The sequence below is a fragment of the Brevundimonas vesicularis genome (assembly GCF_027105095.1).
In the GTDB taxonomy this organism is placed as follows: Bacteria; Pseudomonadota; Alphaproteobacteria; order Caulobacterales; family Caulobacteraceae; genus Brevundimonas; species Brevundimonas vesicularis_E.
This window is the reverse complement of record NZ_CP114278.1, coordinates 1,399,634-1,415,864: the sequence shown is the minus strand read 5'-3', so window position 1 is coordinate 1,415,864 and position 16,231 is coordinate 1,399,634. Positions and strand designations below refer to the sequence as shown.

Genomic DNA, 16,231 nt, shown 5'->3' with positions numbered 1-16,231 from the left:
TCCGCCCGATCATCCCCGCTTCCTGATCTGCCGCGCAGCACGCCGGGGTTCTATCGGATAGAAGGACGCAAGGATCAGCTCGCCCTTCGCCGAGGTCTTCACGACCGCCTGATACCAACCGCCGTCCGTCTCCATCACATAGACCGCGCGGCGATCGACCTGTTCGACCAACACGCCGTCGTCGAGCACCGATTGAACCCGGTCCAGGTCCGCCGCCTTAAGTCCCCGCGATCCCTCTCCATGCTTATCCAGCTTGGTCTTCAGGGTGTCGCTGGACACCATGACCAGCAGGGCCTCGGTTCCAAGCTCCTTCTGAAGCCGGGCCGGAGCGATGGCGGCCGGGGCGAAGGTGCGCGTCGGCAGATGGGTGAAGGCCTCGGGCGTCGAGCCTTTCCAGAAGTCGGTCAGCAGGGCGCGCGCGGCCGGTTCGCCCGAGGCGATCAGCCGGTCCGCCATACTTGTCATCAATGTTCTGGCCCGGTTCAGGCCGGGGTTGGTCTGCCAGCCGGGGTCGATGCCCTGGGGAACCGTGACGCGCTCGGTCGATCCATCGTCCAGGGTGCGGCTGAAGGTGCGATTAGGCACGTCGAACGGCGGCGTGACGCCGCGCCTGGTCGCCTCGGCCTTGGTGATCTGGCGCAGCCAGCATTTGCAGCCCCAGCCGTTCGGCGGGAACCAGGCCGTCCAGAAGGGATCGTCCACCGGGCGGACCACGCCCTCCTTGGCGACGTGTTCGGGCCGGTGCCTTTCGCTGGGGCCGAGCTGGTAGAGGTAGAAGGGCAGCACGGCCTTGGTCCGCTGGCCTCGCTCCCACTGACCGGCCGCCCGCGCGCTGCGCAGATTGGCGTCATAGATGATCCGCAGCCGGCGCGGCGTCCCCAGTTCGCGCGGCTTGACCTCGCCGGTCGCAGGGTCGGCCATCTCGACGGCGTCGCCCCACCAGCCCTTGGCCTACGGGCAGTCCGCCGCGAGCCGTGTTGGGCTGACGAAGGAAGAGATCCGCCGCCATTCCGCCGGCGACGCCGGAGTTGCCTTCGCTGTGGCGGCGCTTTTGGCCGAGTTTACGGCGGACGTCCGCAACCGGCGGGCCTACCTGCTCGGCCTGGTCGCGCGCCTCAACGATCCTCTTGTGACCGTCAATCTCTGGGCCAGCTGGAAACGTCTCGTCCGCGTATCCACACCGGACTGACTTCACTAAGATTCAACCTCCGGACGTCACACTGGCGTCCAAGTATTCGAGGGCGTGACCATGACCTTCCCCGTCGTAGAGACCTTTGCCGACTTCGACAGCCATGCGCGGCGAGCTGCGACCGCGCAGGACGCCAGTCGGGTTCTTGGCGGGCGGCCCGTCGAGTTCGCCAGCGAATACCTCTCGGGCCCGTGGCCGACGCTTGAAGGCTTCGATCAAGACGCCGCGCGCCTCGGCGTAACATAATAGGTGTTCGCCCGGCTGACGCTCTTGTCACCAAGTTCGATTTGGGCGCAGTCGGGCCGGGTCTGCAGTACCATCTTTGCGCCCTTGCGGATGATGTCGATGTCGGCGCGGGTCAGGCCGTCCTCGCCGGGGTTAGGGATCGCGTCGGGCATGATCCGGTCATCGGCATAGTCGGCGGGACCGGCGTAGGCCGGCTTCTCAGGTGGTTGGGTATCGGTTAGCTGCGACAGGCGGGTCCATCGGGGCGTGAAACCGTCCTGGGTGGTCCTGACCCACCCGTCGCGACGCTCATATGCAGTCAGTTTCTGGCGATAGTAGACCCTGTTCACTACCGCTCCTCCGGGAGAGGAATGCTCCGTAGCCACATCGCCAGACACCCAATAAGAGCCCACACCGGCGGCGCGGTCTGCTGCTTCGCGCCGTGCCATCTCCGGGCCCGACTCGCCGAACTTGGGTGCCGCGTCCGGTTCGACGATCTCCACGTCGGCCGGCACGTCGTTTGACGGTCCCGAGTCCCCACAGGCGCCCAGCAGGGCTACGGCGCTGAGTACTGCAAATCGACGCATGGGTTTTCTCACGGTTGCCTGTTCGGCGAGGATCAGTTGATCCGCGTCTGGTTCGTTGTAACCACCTGAATGAATTTCCCTTGGCGATCGAAGGACAGGACGGCCGCGCGGGATTCCGCCGTCCCCCATGCGGTGCCAGTTGAGTGCAACCACATCAGATGGGTGGCGCCATCCGGTAAGGTGGTCCGGCTGTTCGGTTCGCCCAGCAGGGCGATGACCTCCGCCATGGGGGTGCCTGGCGCGATCTGCGACACAGCTACCGGATCATAATTGGTCCCCATGGAGACGCATCCGCCCCCTCCGGCGAAGAGGGTCAGGGCGGTGAACGCTACGGCCAATCGTTTCATCTGTGCTCTCACTCTGAGGTGTTGTCGGGCATGAAGGACTCGACGGGAACGCCAAGATCAGTCGCGGCTTTCATGAAGCCCACTGCGCAACGGAGCCCCGACGACTGAGCTGCTTCAGACGCGGACCGGGCCTCTGTGACCGCCCGTGGGCTCACGTCGCCATTCAGGACCTCGCCCATAGCGCCGTAGGCCGAACTCTTGACGTAATAGGCGTCGCGACAGGTGTCGAACGCCTCATCGAATGAGCGCCGGGAAGCGCGCGGGATGGCATCTGGCACACGGATGCGGCTGACCTCGGATGCAGCGGCCCGGCAAAGCTGTTCGGCCTGTTGCACCATCGGCCACAGATCATAGGGGCTGGGATTCGGACGCCCCGCGACCTCAGCGACATAGCCACTGGCTTGGTCGCATGATGCCAGACGGTTAGTCACCTCCGTCCACATGGATTGAACCGCTGCCGTGACCTCGGGCGTAGGTTCTGTGCGGCCAGGGGTTGTCGCGGCCGGCGCAGCGGCTTCGCGCGCTTTCTCGTCCTCAGCCCGTTTGGCATCGGCGACTGCACGGGCCGCTTTCTCTTCAGGCGTTGGCGGCGGCATGATCGAGGCGCCGACGATGAACAGCACCACTGAGGCGCCCAGCGCGAGCCCGGCGCGCTTTCGGGTGCCAAGCTTGATCCTTTTGATCGGCCGGACGAGGGCTATGATGCTAACGATGAACAGCACCATGCCGATAAGAGCGATAACCCCGCCTAAGTCGCGCATTTAGAATTCCCCCTAGTGTCTCTGTCTGACACAGAGGCCAACTTCGCGCAAAGGTGGGCGTTTGGGCAGGGTGATGGCCTCTCTAGGCCGGCAGCCTCAAATATATTCCAAATATAGTTGGACCGGCCGCTATCTCGTTCCGATAGTCCTTTCCCCAAGGCGGTGTCAGGACGCACCAGATGTCAGGTCAAAACGGTCCAGCACAAGACGTCGCCGTCGCCGGCGCTTCGATCGCGGACCTTTGCGCTCGATGGCTTTCCGTCGACCGCGAGATTGAGCACCTCACCGGTCGATGGTCGGCTCTGGAGGTTTTGGTGTTGAGGCCGCCGCCTCAATCGGGCGACATCAGCCCCGGCGCGGCCGATGAAATGACGCTTATCGATGATCGCCTCGTCTTCCTGGACGCCGACAAGGCCAGCTGCACTCAGGCGCTGGCCAGGACCTCAGCCAGATCGTTCGCCGATGTCGTCGGCAAGTTGGACGTCGCGTCGCGGATTCTCAGCGGCGAAGGCGGCCTCGTGCACGACATGGTCGCTGACGCTGTAGCGCATCTACCCCGGTTCTTTGCTGATCGCCCAGACATCCCCTGAGATGGGCTTCGCCCGGGCTTGCTCAAGGCGACCGCTGGCGCGGTGATCTCGGGCGTCCCCAGCTTCGCCTTCGGCTGCAGCAGGGGTCCCCTGCCCTTCCATCAGCCTTGACCTTGCCCTCCCGGATTGGTTTTTCGCCGCCCTCGCTCAAAGAGCGATGGCCTGCTCTGACTGGATGGTGGGGATTGTCCGCGTCGGCCGACACCGATGGCCAGTAGTCCGGTGAATATGGGTGCGGAGCGATTCCGGCCGACCTCCGTTGGAGTCCGGATCATGGCTCGCAGAAATCAGGATCTAGCGCTGACGCCCTCGATGCCCGGGACTTTCCTCCCCCTGGCGCATCCGACCCTTGTCGCCCGGCCGCCTAGCGGCGTGGGCTGGATCCACGAGATCAAATTCGACGGCTACCGGTTTCAGCTGAACGTCCAGTCCGGACGGGCTACCTGGTTCACCCGCAACGGCCACGACTGGACCCAGAAGCTGCCCTTGCACTCGGCCGCGGCCGCGATGCTCGAGGACTGCGTGCTGGATGGCGAGCTTTGCGCGCTCGATGATGCTGGCCAGCCGGCTCTGTTGCAAACTGTGATGACGGGCGCAGTTCGTCTCATGGCTGTTCGAGCGGTGCCCATTAGGCTGCTTCAAGTTCCATCCGTTTGCCGATGAGTTGAATGGCTTCGGTGAGGGCGCAAGCGCCGAGGCCGAAGGCACGCTCGACCAGCCGCGCCTCGCCGCAAATGTCGCGGGTGAGATTGAAGGCAGCTGCCTGTCCCTTGCGCAGGGCCCGCATCACCTCGAAGCCTTTGATCGTCGCATACGCCGTCTTCAGTGTCTTGAAACCCCGCACCGGCCGGATCAGCTGCTTCAGCTTGCCATGGTCAGCCTCAACGACGTTGTTCAGATACTTCACCTGGCGATGCTGGGTATCCTTGGGACATTTGCCTTCCGCTTTCAGTTCAGCAATGGCGGCGGTGTAGGTCGGCGCCTTATCGGTATTGATGATCTCGGGTTTCTCCCAGTCCTTCAACCCGCCCAGCGCCTTGCCCAGGAAACGCTTCGCAGCCTTCGTATTCCGCGTTGGCGAGAGATAAAAATCGATCGTGTTCCCGTCCTTGTCGACCGCGCGATACAGATACGTCCAGGCACCACGAACCTTGATATAGGTCTCATCGACCCGCCAACTCGTCGAGGCAGGGCGGCGCCATTGCCAGCGCAGCCGCTTCTCGATCTCCGGGGCGTATCTCTGAACCCAGCGGTAGATCGTGGAATGGTCAACATTCACGCCACGTTCGCCCATCATCTGCTCAAGATCCCGGTAGCTGATGCCATACCGGCAGTACCATCGCACCGCCCAAAGCACGATCTCACCCTCAAAATGCCGCCCTTTGAACCCTGACATCGCGCCACCCTCACTCTCGGCAAGACAGATCACCGAAAATCGGATCAGTTTGCAACAGAGCCCATTATGGTCGATGCGCCACTTGCCGATCGTGTGGAAGCCGTTTCTCGCCGGTTTCTTCATCGCCTTCGCGGTCTGCCTGATCGGTATCGTGTCGTCGCTCTTCACGGGACAGAAGCTCCACGGCGAAGCCCGCTGGGCGCGGATCGGCGAGGTCCGCAAAGCCAAGCTCTTGGAGGATACCGGCATTCTCCTCGGCCGCATCAACGGCAAGTTCATGCGCTTTGGGGGAACCGAGCATGTCTTGCTCGAAGCGCCTACCCGCGCCGGCAAGGGCGTCGGCGTCGTGATCCCGAACCTTCTCCAATGGCCGGATTCGGTTGTCGTCCTCGATGTGAAGCAAGAGAATTGGGCGGCGACAGCGGGCTTTCGGATGACGAACCTTCGCCAGCAAACCCTCTTGTTCAACCCGCTCGATGCCCACGGTCGCACATGCCGCTACAACCCGCTCGCCTACATCAATCGACGCGATCAGGTCGAAGTCGTCAACGAGCTGCAAAAAATCAGCGTCATGCTTTTTCCCCTGCCCCTGCAGGGCGAGACGTTTTGGGCGGAAAGCGCAAGGACGGCGTTTCTCGGTGTCGCGGCCTATGTCGCCGCCACGGCGGATGATGGCGACGATGCGCTCCCCTTCACCATCGGCGAAATCTACCGCCAATTCGCCGCCGGCGATGCACAGAAGCGATTTCCCAAAATCATCTCGCAGCGCGAGCGGGAGGGCAAACCGCTATCAGGTGCGTGCGTGTCGGCGCTGCGGGATTGGATCATGGCCTCGGCCAATACCTTCACGTCAACCCGCCAGTCCGTCACCGCCAAGATCAATCTGTGGCTGAACCCCTATGTCGATGCGGCAACGGCTGTCAGCGATTTCGATCTGCGCGAGTTCCGCGACAAGCGGATCTCGCTCTATCTCGGCGTCTCGCCGGATGATCTGGATCGCGTGGCACCGATCTATGGCCTGCTTTTCCAGCAGCTCATTGACCTCAATGTCCGCGAGTTGCCCTCGGGTAACAAGCACCAGGTCCGCTTGCTGCTCTTGCTGGACGAGTTCTCGCGCCTCGGCCGCGCATCGGTGATCGCCAATGGCTTCAGCTACGTCGCCGGCTATGGCATTCGCCTCCTCCCCGTCATCCAGAGCGGAGCGCAGCTCGAGAACGTCTATGGGCCGAAAGTCGCCACGGAGATTGAATCCAACTGCGGCGTCCAGATGGTCATGCGCCCCGCGACCAACGATGATGCGAAGGATATTTCCGAGCGGCTTGGCACTTATACGTTTCGCGCCAAATCGCGCTCCTTCGGCATGTGGGGCCGTGGGGGCGGCTCGGTATCGGAATCCGATCAGCGCCGGCCCCTGATGCTTCCTCAAGAGCTGATGCAGCTCCCCGAAAAGGACATGATCGTCCTGCGCCTCGGCATCCCGCCCGTCTATGGCAAGAAAATCCGCTATTATACGGAGAAGGCCATGGTCGCACTGACCAAGATCCCCGCACCGCAAATGCCGAACATTCGACCCGACCCCACCGCACCGATAAACAGCCTGCGGGTGATCGCCGCGGCCGAGGCGGATGATAATGGCGCCCCTGGCTCGGCCCCGCCTGCTCATGGTCCTGGGCCGCAATCCGGAGGCGGCGGCACGGCCCCGACCCACCACCGCTTGAACCAAGCCGCGATCGCCGCCGCCATGGCCGCCCCTGCCGGGGAACGCACCAGCAAGCTTTTCCAACATATTGTTATGGTGGGCGAGGCAAAGGTCGCTTAGCGTTATGTGATCTTGCCCTCGCCGGTGGGATGACCCGAAGGGGGAACGGCTGCACAAGAGAGGCAGGCGCCTTGAAACCAATGGCAGTTTTTGCCATAATGGTAGTGAGGTGATTTATGGCTTCGATGAACGTCTCCCTTCCAGACCCCATGCGGGATTACGTCCAGCGCCGCATCGACAGCGGGCATTATGCCAGCGTGAGTGATTATGTTCGCGATCTCATTCGGCGCGATCAGGGTGAGACGCAGGATGTCGAACGGTGGCTGCATGATCTTGACGCCTCGATCGAACGCGGCCTTGCCGATGCGGAGGCGGGGCGCACCCACGACCTCGACGACGCCTGCGATGCTATCATCGACAGGATTCGGACACGGGCAAGCGCTCAGCCGCAATGAAAGTCATCCTGACGCCGGATGCGCTGGCCGACCTCGATCACATCGCCGAACATATCGAAAAGGACAATCCCGCGAGAGCCATCAGCTTTGTCGAGGAATTGCGTGAGGCGGCCCGTCGCCTTGCCGATCTGCCCCAGGGCTATCCTCTGGTGCCTCGCTATGAGCGCTACGGTATCCGTCGCCGTTCCTATCGCCGCTATGGCATCCTCTACCGGCCAGAAGCCCACCGTATCCTGATCCTGCGCTTTCTTGGCCCCGGTCAAGATCATGATCGCGCGCTCCAATTGGTTTGAGCGATCGCTTGCTAGGGATTGATCGGAGCGAAGGCGGGCCAGTCACGACTTTTGAGGCCGGGCTGTGACAGGAAGCTCGGGCCGTCCAGCAACAGCGTCATGCGCGTGTAGCCGATCCTGAGGGATTCGAGCGGCACCGCTCGCAATGTCTCTTCAAGACCGGCATATCGCTCGTCCGAGATCACCACATAGTTTATCCTGCCGGTCGAACATTCGATCAGGGCCTCGACAACCCGGCCCAGATTCATCCCGCTCTTGTCATCAACCGCCATGCCGATCAGGCCGGTCGCGGTGAACAGGTTCGGCGTATCGGATCTTTGGCTGGCTGTTTCGGCCGATCGGCCGCCATCCTCATATTTGGTCTGCTGCCCCAACCATCGCCAGATACCGACGAGGTTCGTCAGCATCAGGAATCCATTGGTGGCAACCAAGGCTGTCTGTCCTGTGGCGTAGCCCAATGTGGTCCAGCAAACCGAGCTGATGCTGAACACCACGAAGCCCCAGCCCGTCACGCGCGCGCCCAGGTTGGAAGCCGTCATCATCGCCGCGATCATCGTCGCGATCGTGGCGAGCCAACCGACGAGACTTATCATCGTCCCACCCCTCGCTGCGGCCCGCGTGGGGGCGGCGCAACCGGCAACGCCTTCACGCCGGCTGCGCCGACGCTTCCGCTGTCGGGAGCGAAACAGCCGCCTCGCTCGTCAGCAGCCGGAAGGTGAAGCTCTCTTGCAGGTACAGCTCAACCACCTCGGCGGTGTGGCTGAGATAGCCAATCGACAAGTCCTGTCCGAGATCGAGTTCGAAATCGCCGCCCCGTGTTGTCAGGACGACGCCGCCCGTGATGCCCGGCGCCCAGATGATATCGCCATCCACCAGACGATTGATGTGCTGGAGCACCGGATAGCCCTCCTCGCTGCCGCCGCTGATCGCGGTGAACGGATCATCGCCCAGCACCAGTCGATAAGGCCCCTCGACCCCGGCAAGGCGCAACCGGTCGACGGCTTGGGCGACGATGGCGGGATATCCGGCGACGGCCGTGGGCAGCGGCACCGGCTCGTTGCTCGCGCCGGGACGGATGCCGCCGATATCGGCAGCGGCATAGCCATCAAAGATCGCACGATTTTCGGCAAAGGCGATCGTGCGGGCAGCTTCCTTGAGCGGCTGCCAGTCGGAATCTTCGGAGCCACGCTCCACATCGTCGATCGCAGCGCGGGTCAGCGTGAAGGGCACGCGCAGTTCGACTACGGCATTGGCCGCACGCCGCACGGCCTGGACGCCATCGCTCGGCGCATCGATCGGCTTGGTGTGGCCCGTGCCCACGGCCGCGAGCGTAGCCCCCTTCGGGTCCGGCACGTCCACGACGCGGCGCGCGGCCAGATAGCGCTTGAGGGTTCGGGTCGCCTCTTGTTCGATCTGTGCCCAGGCGGCGTCTGAGATCGGGGCGAGTTCGCGATGGAGGTTATTCATGTCCGGCCTCGTCTTTGAGTGATCCAATGCGGAGCGATCCGTCCAATGCCGTTGGAGCCTCCGGGGTCGGAGCCGTGGGTGCCGGCGCAGCCACCGCTTCATCGCCATTGCTATCGTCGCCATCGGCCGCAGGCGGCCCCGGCGTCACGGCGTCCAGAAAGTCGGCCGACGGCACGAAATAGAGCGAGCCGGTCACGGCCCGGCTGACATCGAGCAGGCGATCGTAGTTGCCGGGCGGCAGGCCGATGAACATATTGTCGAGCATCCGCTCGATCCGCGTGGGTGAGCGGGCGTAACCGATGAAATAGGTGCCGAACTCCCCCTTGCCGACATCGCCGAACGGCATGTTGTCGCGCAGGATCTGGAGTTGCTCGCCGTCCTCCTCGATGTTGGTGAGGACGTTGTGCGCGAAGCTCGGCTTCGCTGCCTCGTCCAGCTCGATGTCCGACAGTTTCTCGCGCCCGACGATCTTCTCCTGTTGCTCGACGGGAATCGCGTTCCACTTGTCGAGGTCATGGAGGTATTTCTGGACGATCACATAGCTGCCGCCAGCGAAGACCGGATCGTCCGCCGCCCCGATCACCGTGGCATCTCTCGCCCCCTGCTCGACGGGGTTTTCCGTCCCATCGACGAAGCCCAGTAAGTCGCGATCATCGAAGTAGCGGAAGCCATGCACCTCGTCCGTGACCGAGGCGACGCCGGCGAGGCGCTTCACGATCTGCGCGGCCATCTCGAAGCACAGGTCCTGCCGTGCGGCGCGAATGTGGAACAGCAGGTCGCCGGGTGTCGAAGGCGCATGATGGACGCCATGAATTTCCCGGAACGGATGCAGCTCCTTCGGCCGCGGTGCCCCGAACAGTCGGTCCCAGGCATCGGAGCCGATCCCCATGATGCAGGAAAGCCCTCCATCCGCTGCCCTAAAGCCGACGCCACGCACCAGCGAGGAAAGGATTGCGCAGAGATTTCGCACCGCCATCTCGGGCTTTGCACCCGCGCCCATCGACACCACGAGGAAGATGGCTGCACGAGTGAGCCGGGCATCGACGGCCTGGGAACGTGCGGTAACATCCTGAGCGACAGTGGAAGGCAAGCTCGTCTCCTATGGCCGGACCCGGCCCATCGTTATGGCACACACCCAAGAGGCGGCTAAAGCGCCGCCTTGAGATAGGGCGCGGTCAGACTGCCTTCCGCCTCTGCAACGTCGCTAGGGACGCCGCTGGCGATGATTAGGCCACCTTCCTCCCCGGCTCCCGGTCCGAGATCGATGACCCAATCCACCTGTGCGATGGCGCGCATGTCATGCTCGACGACAACAACCGTATTGCCCACGTCGACAAGGCCCTGCAGGTGCCGCATCAGCCGGTCCGCGTCGGACGGGTGAAGCCCCGAAGTAGGCTCGTCGAGGATGTAGATGGTGTTGCCGCGCTGGGCGCGTTGCAGCTCGGTCGCAAGCTTGATGCGCTGCGCCTCGCCGCCCGACAGTTCCGTCGCCGGCTGCCCGAGCCTCAGATATCCAAGGCCGATCTCCCGCAGCACATCCAGCGAGCGCATGACGGACGCCTCACTCGCGAAGAAGTCGCACGCCTCGTCCACCGTCAGCTCCAGCACCTGGGCGATGTTGCGGCCGTTCCATTCGACTTCGAGCGTTTGCGGGTTGTAGCGGCTGCCGTGGCAGGTCGAGCACGGCGCATAGACGCTTGGCAGGAACAGCAGCTCCACCATCACGAACCCCTCGCCCTCACATACCGGGCAGCGGCCTTCGGCGACGTTGAACGAGAAGCGGCCGGGGCTGTAACGGCGCTTCTTGGCCAACGGAGTGCCGGCAAAGATCTTGCGCACATGATCGAACAGGCCGCTGTAGGTGGAGAGGTTCGAGCGTGGGGTGCGGCCGATCGGCTTCTGATCGACCCGCACCAGTCTGCGCACATGCTCCATGCCCGCAACGATGCGGCCTTCGGTCTCTTCCTGCGCAACATCAAGCAGCGGATCGGCATCCTCTTCCTCGGCAGCCGGCGAGCCGCCGAGCTGTTCCGCGACAAGCTCCGGCAGCGCCTGGCTGACCAGACTGGACTTGCCCGATCCCGAAACCCCGGTGACAGCGGTGAAGCAACCGATCGGAAGCTCGACGTCGAGGCCGCGCAGGTTGTTGCGCGTCACCCCCTCTAGACGGAGCCAAGCCTTTGCTTCGCGCGGGGTCCGGTCATGGGCGACGGGCTCTGCGAACAGATAGCGGCGCGTGATCGACGCCTCGACGTCGGCCAGTCCCGCGATCGGCCCGCTGTAGAGCACTTCACCGCCCTTTTCGCCTGCTCCTGGCCCTACATCGACCAGCCATTCGGCATGGCGGATCACGTCAAGATCATGCTCGACGACGAACAGCGAGTTGCCCGCCGCTTTCAGCCGCTCAAGGATGGTGAGCAAAGCTTCGCCGTCTGCCGGGTGCAGCCCCGCCGAGGGCTCGTCCAGCACATAGACCACGCCGAAAAGCTGCGAGGACAATTGAGTGGCAAGGCGCAGGCGTTGCAGCTCGCCGGAGGAAAGCGTCGGCGTGCTTCGGTCGAGCGAGATGTAGCCAAGGCCAAGATCGATCAGCGGGCCGAGCCGTTCGAGCAGCTCGGATGCGAGACGCTGCGCGGCGACCCGCTTCTCATCGGAGAGGTTGGGCGTGCGGCGCACGTCGGGCGCTGCCTTGTGCGCCGAGCCTCCCGCCGCGACCCTGCGTTCAACTGCCGCATCGCGGGCCGCCTTGCCAAGAACATGGCCCTTCGGGGCCGCCGCGGCGCCCCCATACTCGCCATGCGCGACAGGCGTGAGCAAGTCCCGGAGCTTCAGCACCGTCAGGTCGCCAAACTCGGCGATGTCGAGGCCCGCGAACTTCACCGACAGAGCCTCGCGCTTCAGCCGCTTGCCGTCGCAGGTCGGGCAATCGCGGCCTATGATATATTGCGAGACGCGCTTCTTCATCAGCGCGCTTTTGGTGTTGGCGAACGTCTCCAGCACATAGCGACGGGCGCCGGTGAAGGTGCCCTGATAGCTCGGCTCCATGCGGCGCTTGAGGGCGACGCGCGTCTGCTCGGGCGTCAGACCCGCATAGACCGGCACCGTCGGCGTCTCGTCGGTGAAGAGTATCCAGTCGCGATCCTTCTTCGGAAGATCCCGCCATGGGGTGTCGACATCATAGCCGAGCGAGACGAGGATATCGCGCAGGTTCTGGCCGTGCCACGCGGGCGGCCATGCGGCGATGGCGCGTTCCCGGATCGTCAGCGTGTCGTCGGGCACCATCGTCTCTTCGGTCGCGTCATAGACGCGCCCGATGCCGTGGCAGGTCGGGCAGGCGCCCGCGACTGTGTTTGGCGAGAAGTCCTCCGCATAGAGCATGGGCTGATTGCGCGGATATTCGCCGACGCGCGAGTAGAGCATCCGTACCAGGCTGGAGAGCGTCGTCACGCTCCCAACCGAGGACCGCGCATTGGCCGAGCCGCGCTGCTGCTGCAACGCGACTGCGGGAGGCAACCCGTCGATAGCGTCAACCTCCGGCACACCGGCCTGATCGATCAGGCGGCGGGCGTAGGGCGCGACCGATTCCAGATAGCGGCGCTGTGCCTCGGCATAGAGGGTGCCGAAAGCGAGGCTCGATTTGCCCGATCCGGATATGCCGGTGAACACCACGAAGGCGTCGCGCGGCACGTCCACGTCGACATTCTTGAGATTGTTCTGCCGCGCGCCGCGTACCTGAACGAAGCCGGAGCGCGGCGCGCGTTCCTTGCCGGGGGTGGTTTGAGGCTCCTGATCCTTGCTCATACGGTCACTTTCACTCGGCGCATCACAGATAGATGAACTGACGGTACAGGCCGTCCAACTCGCCCCGGATCGTCTCCGCCCGATCCTCGTCATCGTTATCTACTGCCGTCAGCAGCGCCTGTTCCTTCGCGGTGATCCGGTCGCACAGCTCGTACAGATTTTCGCAGAAAGCCTCCGAATGGACCGACGGCTCTTCCCGGTCGGGCTGCGCCGACGCCAGGCCGCGAACCGACGAGAGCGGGGTGACATCGTTCTCTTCGTTGAAGGCGATCTGGCGCTGTCGCCGACTCTCGGTCTCGTCGATCGCGGCCCTCATCGCCGGCGTCACGGTATCGGCGTAGAGAACTGCGGTGCCGTTCACGTTGCGCGCGACGCGGCCGATCATCTGGATCAGCGCCTGGGCCGAGCGCAGGAAGCCCGCGCGGTCCGCATCGAAGATCGCGATCAGCGACGCTTCGGGGATATCGAGCCCTTCGCGTAGCAGGCTGATACCGATCAGCACGTCGAACTCGCCCGCGCGCAGGCCCTCGATGATCGCGACCCGATCCTCGACCTTGACGTCAGAGTGCATGTAGCGCGCGCGCACGCCCTGGCTTTCGAGGAATGCGTGCAGCTCCTCGGTCGCGACCTTGGTCAGCGTCGTGACCAGCACGCGCTCATCGCGCTTCGTGCGCTGCGCGATCTCGCGTAGCAAATCATCCCGCGCGCCTTGGGACGGGCGGATTTCCACTTTCGGATCGAGCAGGCCGGTCGGCCGAACGATCTGTTCGACCACCCTGCCTTGCGAGGCCCTTACCTCATAGGCGCCGGGGGTGGCGGACACGAAGATCGTCTGCGGCTTGACCTGTTCGAACTCGTGGAAGCTCAAGGGGTGGCTGTCCTTCGAGGATGGCAGGCGGAAGCCATAATCGATCAGCGTATCCTTGCGGGCCTGGTCGCCCCGGAACATCGCCGAGATCTGCGGGATCATCACATGCGATTCGTCGACGAACAGCAGCCCATCCTTGGGCAGATAGTCGAGCAGGGTTATGGGCGGGAGCGCTGGGTCACGGCCGCTCAGATAGCAGGCGTAATTTTCCATGCCCGAGCAATATCCGACCTCGCGCAACATCTCGGCATCGTTGGTGATGCGATCATAGAGGCGCGCCGCTTCCGTCAGGCGATTTTCGCTGGTCAGCCGCTCGACCTGCGTCTCCATCTCTGCGAGGATCGCCGTTGCGGCCTTGCGGGCCTGATCGGCGGTCGCCGCCAGAACGGTCTTGGGCGATACGAGATAGTGATCGGTGCTCTCTAGCTGCCTTCCGGTCGCCGCATCGAACCACTGGAGGGACGCGATCAGGCCGTTCGCCAATCCGACCCGCAGGGCCTTATATTCCGAATCCGCCGGGTAAACCTCAACAGCGTCGCCATCAGCGCGATAGGTGCCGCGCTTCAGCTTGTGCTCGGCCCGATCATATTGCAGACGCGCCAGGCCGCGAAGAAGCTCTTCCTGTCCCAACCGCGCGCCCTCGGTCAGCGGAACCTGGAGCGCGCGATAATTGTCGGGATCGCCCATGCCATAGATCGACGATACCGAGGCAACGACGATCGTATCGCGGCGCTCAATCAGGGATTTTGTCGTCGAAAGGCGCAACCGTTCCAGATGCTCGTTGATCGAGGAATCTTTCGGAATGAACTCATCGCGGCCCGGCAAATACACCTCTGGCTGGAAATAGTCGTAGTAGGAGACGAAATACTCCACGGCGTTTTCAGGGAAAAATCGCCGCATTTCGTCATAGAGCTGCGTCTTGTTGGGGGCCAGGATCAGCGTGGGACGCTTCAGGCGATGGATCACGTTGGCCATCGTGAACGTCTTGCCCGACCCCGTGATGCCCTTGAGGGTCTGATGGTGCGCCCCCTCCTCGATGCCGGATATGAGCCGCGCGATCGCTTCGGGCTGATCGCCCGCCGGGGTATAGTCGGAGTGCAAAATGAATATGCCAGTCGACATCAGATATCCTCCTGCCAGGGCCAGGCCATGAACGCCTCAAGCGTGCCCAAAAACGATTGTCGGGTCACATCTGCCCCTTCGCGGGCGGCTGTCCATGGTCCTTGTGTGCGTGCCTGATCCGCCGAACGGTCCACCAGACACCAAGGAGGACAAGGGGAACCAAAGCTGCGATCACCAGCTCAGGCGCCACTGCGTCGTGAATGCCCGGTATGCCCTTGATGAAATAGGAGAGCAGGCCGATCACATAATAGGAGATTGCGGCGACAGACAGGCCCTCCACCGTCTGCTGAAGCTGCAATTGCAGCTTCGCCCGGTTGTTCATCGAGGCGAGCAGGTCGCTATTCTGGCGTTCGAGCTGCACATCGATCCAGGATCGCAGCAAGGTGGTCGCGCGCGCCAGCTTGTCCGAGAGATTGGCCTGCCGCTCCTCGATCACGCGACAGGTCCGCATGGCGGGGGCGATCCTGCGATGCAGGAAGCTGCGCCAGCGATAGCAGCCGGGGACGAAGGTTTCGCCGAGTGCGGCAAGCCGTTCCTCGACGATCTCGTAATAAGCGCGGCTCGCGCCGAAGCGGTAGAGGCTGGACGCCGTGTCCGCCTCCAGCTCGGCCGAGAGATCCGTCAATCTGGAAAGCAGCGCCTCGCTGTTGCGCCGAGCCGACTTGCGCATCTCATCCGTGATCGCGGCGAGGCGCTTTTCTATATTGCGTAGATGCGGACCCAGCGATTGGGTCAGGGGAATACCGAGCAGGGCCAACGTCCGATAGGTCTCGATTTCAAGGAGCCGCTGCGCCAGCGCGCCAAGCCGGATCGGCGTCAGGCCGCGATCGAGGATGAGGATGCGGGTCAGCCCATCTGCATCCTGACGGAAATCGGTAACGATATCCGCCATGCCGTCCTCGACGAGCGAATGGCAGCGGCTGATCGGATCGAAGCGGTCAATGTAGGTCGCGGTCTCTTCCGTCCACGCCACCACGTCCAACCGGATGCCGCAAATGACCGGCCCAGGCGGGGTGAAGCCGTGCTTGAACGGGTCTTCGCCCGCCAGATCCCCGGTGTCGGGATCAACAGGCGCGCTCCACAGGTAGGTCGAAAACTCCGTATGCTTCTCACAATGCAATTTGCCCTGATCCCAGGTCAGGCCATGAAGGGGGGAGTTCTGATCGGGCAGCGACGCGCCCATTCGGCTCGATATTTCCGCGAGCGTCGCCTTATCCTTGGCCAGATTGCCTTCATTCATGAAGGCGAGCTGCACCAGGGCGCGCGGTGACTCGATCAGGAGATATGGGCGCGCATGTACCTCGTCGATGGCAACCCGCCTATTTTCATAGGTCGGCATACCATAGACAGTCGAACCGCCATTCGGAGCGC

The 16,231-nt window shown here is 63.4% G+C and carries 18 protein-coding genes; 7 read left to right on the top strand and 11 right to left on the bottom strand.

Annotated features, from left to right (window positions below):
• Positions 1-9: 9 nt before the first annotated feature.
• Positions 10-921 (bottom strand): phage minor head protein, encoded by a 912-nt coding sequence (locus tag O2K97_RS07050; protein ID WP_269220969.1) that lies wholly within the window; start codon positions 919-921, stop codon positions 10-12.
• Between the two features lie 25 nt (positions 922-946).
• Here O2K97_RS07050 and O2K97_RS07045 point away from each other — a divergent pair, with 25 nt between their 5' ends.
• On the top strand, positions 947-1,189 hold the full coding sequence (locus tag O2K97_RS07045) for a hypothetical protein (RefSeq protein WP_269220968.1): 243 nt from the start codon (positions 947-949) through the stop codon (positions 1,187-1,189).
• Between the two features lie 60 nt (positions 1,190-1,249).
• Positions 1,250-1,435 carry a hypothetical protein gene (locus O2K97_RS07040; RefSeq protein WP_269220967.1) on the top strand — a complete coding sequence of 62 codons (186 nt, stop codon included), beginning with the start codon at positions 1,250-1,252 and terminating at the stop codon, positions 1,433-1,435.
• Here O2K97_RS07040 and O2K97_RS07035 read toward each other — a convergent pair.
• The 3 genes from O2K97_RS07035 to O2K97_RS07025 are packed head-to-tail and all read right to left on the bottom strand — an operon-like array spanning position 1,405 to position 3,109.
• Entirely contained in the window at positions 1,405-2,001 is a 597-nt protein-coding gene (locus tag O2K97_RS07035; RefSeq protein ID WP_269220966.1) for a hypothetical protein, read from the bottom strand. The genes O2K97_RS07040 and O2K97_RS07035 overlap by 31 nt on opposite strands.
• A gap of 32 nt (positions 2,002-2,033) precedes the next feature.
• The gene (locus tag O2K97_RS07030) at positions 2,034-2,348 is read right to left on the bottom strand and encodes a hypothetical protein (RefSeq protein WP_191559116.1); all 315 of its coding nucleotides are present in this window, start codon (positions 2,346-2,348) and stop codon (positions 2,034-2,036) included.
• A gap of 8 nt (positions 2,349-2,356) precedes the next feature.
• Positions 2,357-3,109 (bottom strand): hypothetical protein, encoded by a 753-nt coding sequence (locus tag O2K97_RS07025; RefSeq protein ID WP_191559117.1) that lies wholly within the window; start codon positions 3,107-3,109, stop codon positions 2,357-2,359.
• A 179-nt stretch (positions 3,110-3,288) separates the two neighbouring features.
• Between O2K97_RS07025 and O2K97_RS07020 the strand changes: the two genes are divergently transcribed.
• Together O2K97_RS07020 and O2K97_RS07015 are read left to right on the top strand one after the other, a co-directional pair.
• The gene (locus O2K97_RS07020) at positions 3,289-3,699 is read left to right on the top strand and encodes a hypothetical protein (RefSeq protein WP_153923400.1); all 411 of its coding nucleotides are present in this window, start codon (positions 3,289-3,291) and stop codon (positions 3,697-3,699) included.
• Positions 3,700-3,972: 273 nt separating this feature from the next.
• Entirely contained in the window at positions 3,973-4,362 is a 390-nt protein-coding gene (locus O2K97_RS07015; RefSeq protein ID WP_240893577.1) for a hypothetical protein, read from the top strand.
• On the opposite strand, the gene O2K97_RS07010 is transcribed toward O2K97_RS07015, so the two are convergent.
• The gene (locus O2K97_RS07010; RefSeq protein ID WP_066521070.1) at positions 4,328-5,095 is read right to left on the bottom strand and encodes an IS6 family transposase; all 768 of its coding nucleotides are present in this window, start codon (positions 5,093-5,095) and stop codon (positions 4,328-4,330) included. The genes O2K97_RS07015 and O2K97_RS07010 overlap by 35 nt on opposite strands.
• A 91-nt stretch (positions 5,096-5,186) precedes the next feature.
• On the opposite strand from O2K97_RS07010, the gene O2K97_RS07005 reads away from it, so the two are divergent.
• The 3 genes from O2K97_RS07005 to O2K97_RS06995 all read left to right on the top strand — a co-directional run bounded on the left by O2K97_RS07005 (position 5,187) and on the right by O2K97_RS06995 (position 7,602).
• Positions 5,187-6,914: a type IV secretory system conjugative DNA transfer family protein gene (locus tag O2K97_RS07005; RefSeq protein ID WP_269221119.1), complete on the top strand. Its 1,728-nt coding sequence runs from the start codon at positions 5,187-5,189 to the stop codon at positions 6,912-6,914.
• 116 nt (positions 6,915-7,030) lie between these two features.
• A complete protein-coding gene (locus O2K97_RS07000) occupies positions 7,031-7,309 on the top strand; it encodes a type II toxin-antitoxin system ParD family antitoxin (protein WP_021233332.1) in 279 nt (92 codons plus the stop codon).
• Entirely contained in the window at positions 7,306-7,602 is a 297-nt protein-coding gene (locus tag O2K97_RS06995; RefSeq protein ID WP_021233331.1) for a type II toxin-antitoxin system RelE/ParE family toxin, read from the top strand. Before O2K97_RS07000 ends, O2K97_RS06995 begins: the two co-directional genes overlap by 4 nt.
• Positions 7,603-7,613: 11 nt before the next feature.
• Here O2K97_RS06995 and O2K97_RS06990 read toward each other — a convergent pair whose 3' ends face one another.
• From O2K97_RS06990 to O2K97_RS06965, 6 genes are all read right to left on the bottom strand, one after another.
• A complete protein-coding gene (locus O2K97_RS06990) occupies positions 7,614-8,156 on the bottom strand; it encodes a PRC-barrel domain-containing protein (RefSeq protein WP_021233330.1) in 543 nt (180 codons plus the stop codon).
• A gap of 91 nt (positions 8,157-8,247) precedes the next feature.
• Positions 8,248-9,069, bottom strand: coding sequence for a family 1 encapsulin nanocompartment shell protein (locus O2K97_RS06985; protein ID WP_062127258.1), 822 nt, complete (start codon positions 9,067-9,069; stop codon positions 8,248-8,250).
• The gene (locus O2K97_RS06980; RefSeq protein WP_082824898.1) at positions 9,062-10,159 is read right to left on the bottom strand and encodes a Dyp-type peroxidase; all 1,098 of its coding nucleotides are present in this window, start codon (positions 10,157-10,159) and stop codon (positions 9,062-9,064) included. The genes O2K97_RS06985 and O2K97_RS06980 overlap by 8 nt, the downstream gene beginning before the upstream one ends.
• A gap of 56 nt (positions 10,160-10,215) precedes the next feature.
• A complete protein-coding gene (locus O2K97_RS06975; protein WP_269220965.1) occupies positions 10,216-12,870 on the bottom strand; it encodes an excinuclease ABC subunit UvrA in 2,655 nt (884 codons plus the stop codon).
• A 22-nt stretch (positions 12,871-12,892) separates the two neighbouring features.
• The gene (gene uvrB / locus O2K97_RS06970) at positions 12,893-14,860 is read right to left on the bottom strand and encodes an excinuclease ABC subunit UvrB (protein WP_269220964.1); all 1,968 of its coding nucleotides are present in this window, start codon (positions 14,858-14,860) and stop codon (positions 12,893-12,895) included.
• Positions 14,861-14,924: 64 nt separating this feature from the next.
• On the bottom strand, positions 14,925-16,199 hold the full coding sequence (locus O2K97_RS06965) for a DUF3422 domain-containing protein (protein ID WP_082824897.1): 1,275 nt from the start codon (positions 16,197-16,199) through the stop codon (positions 14,925-14,927).
• Positions 16,200-16,231 lie beyond the last annotated feature (32 nt).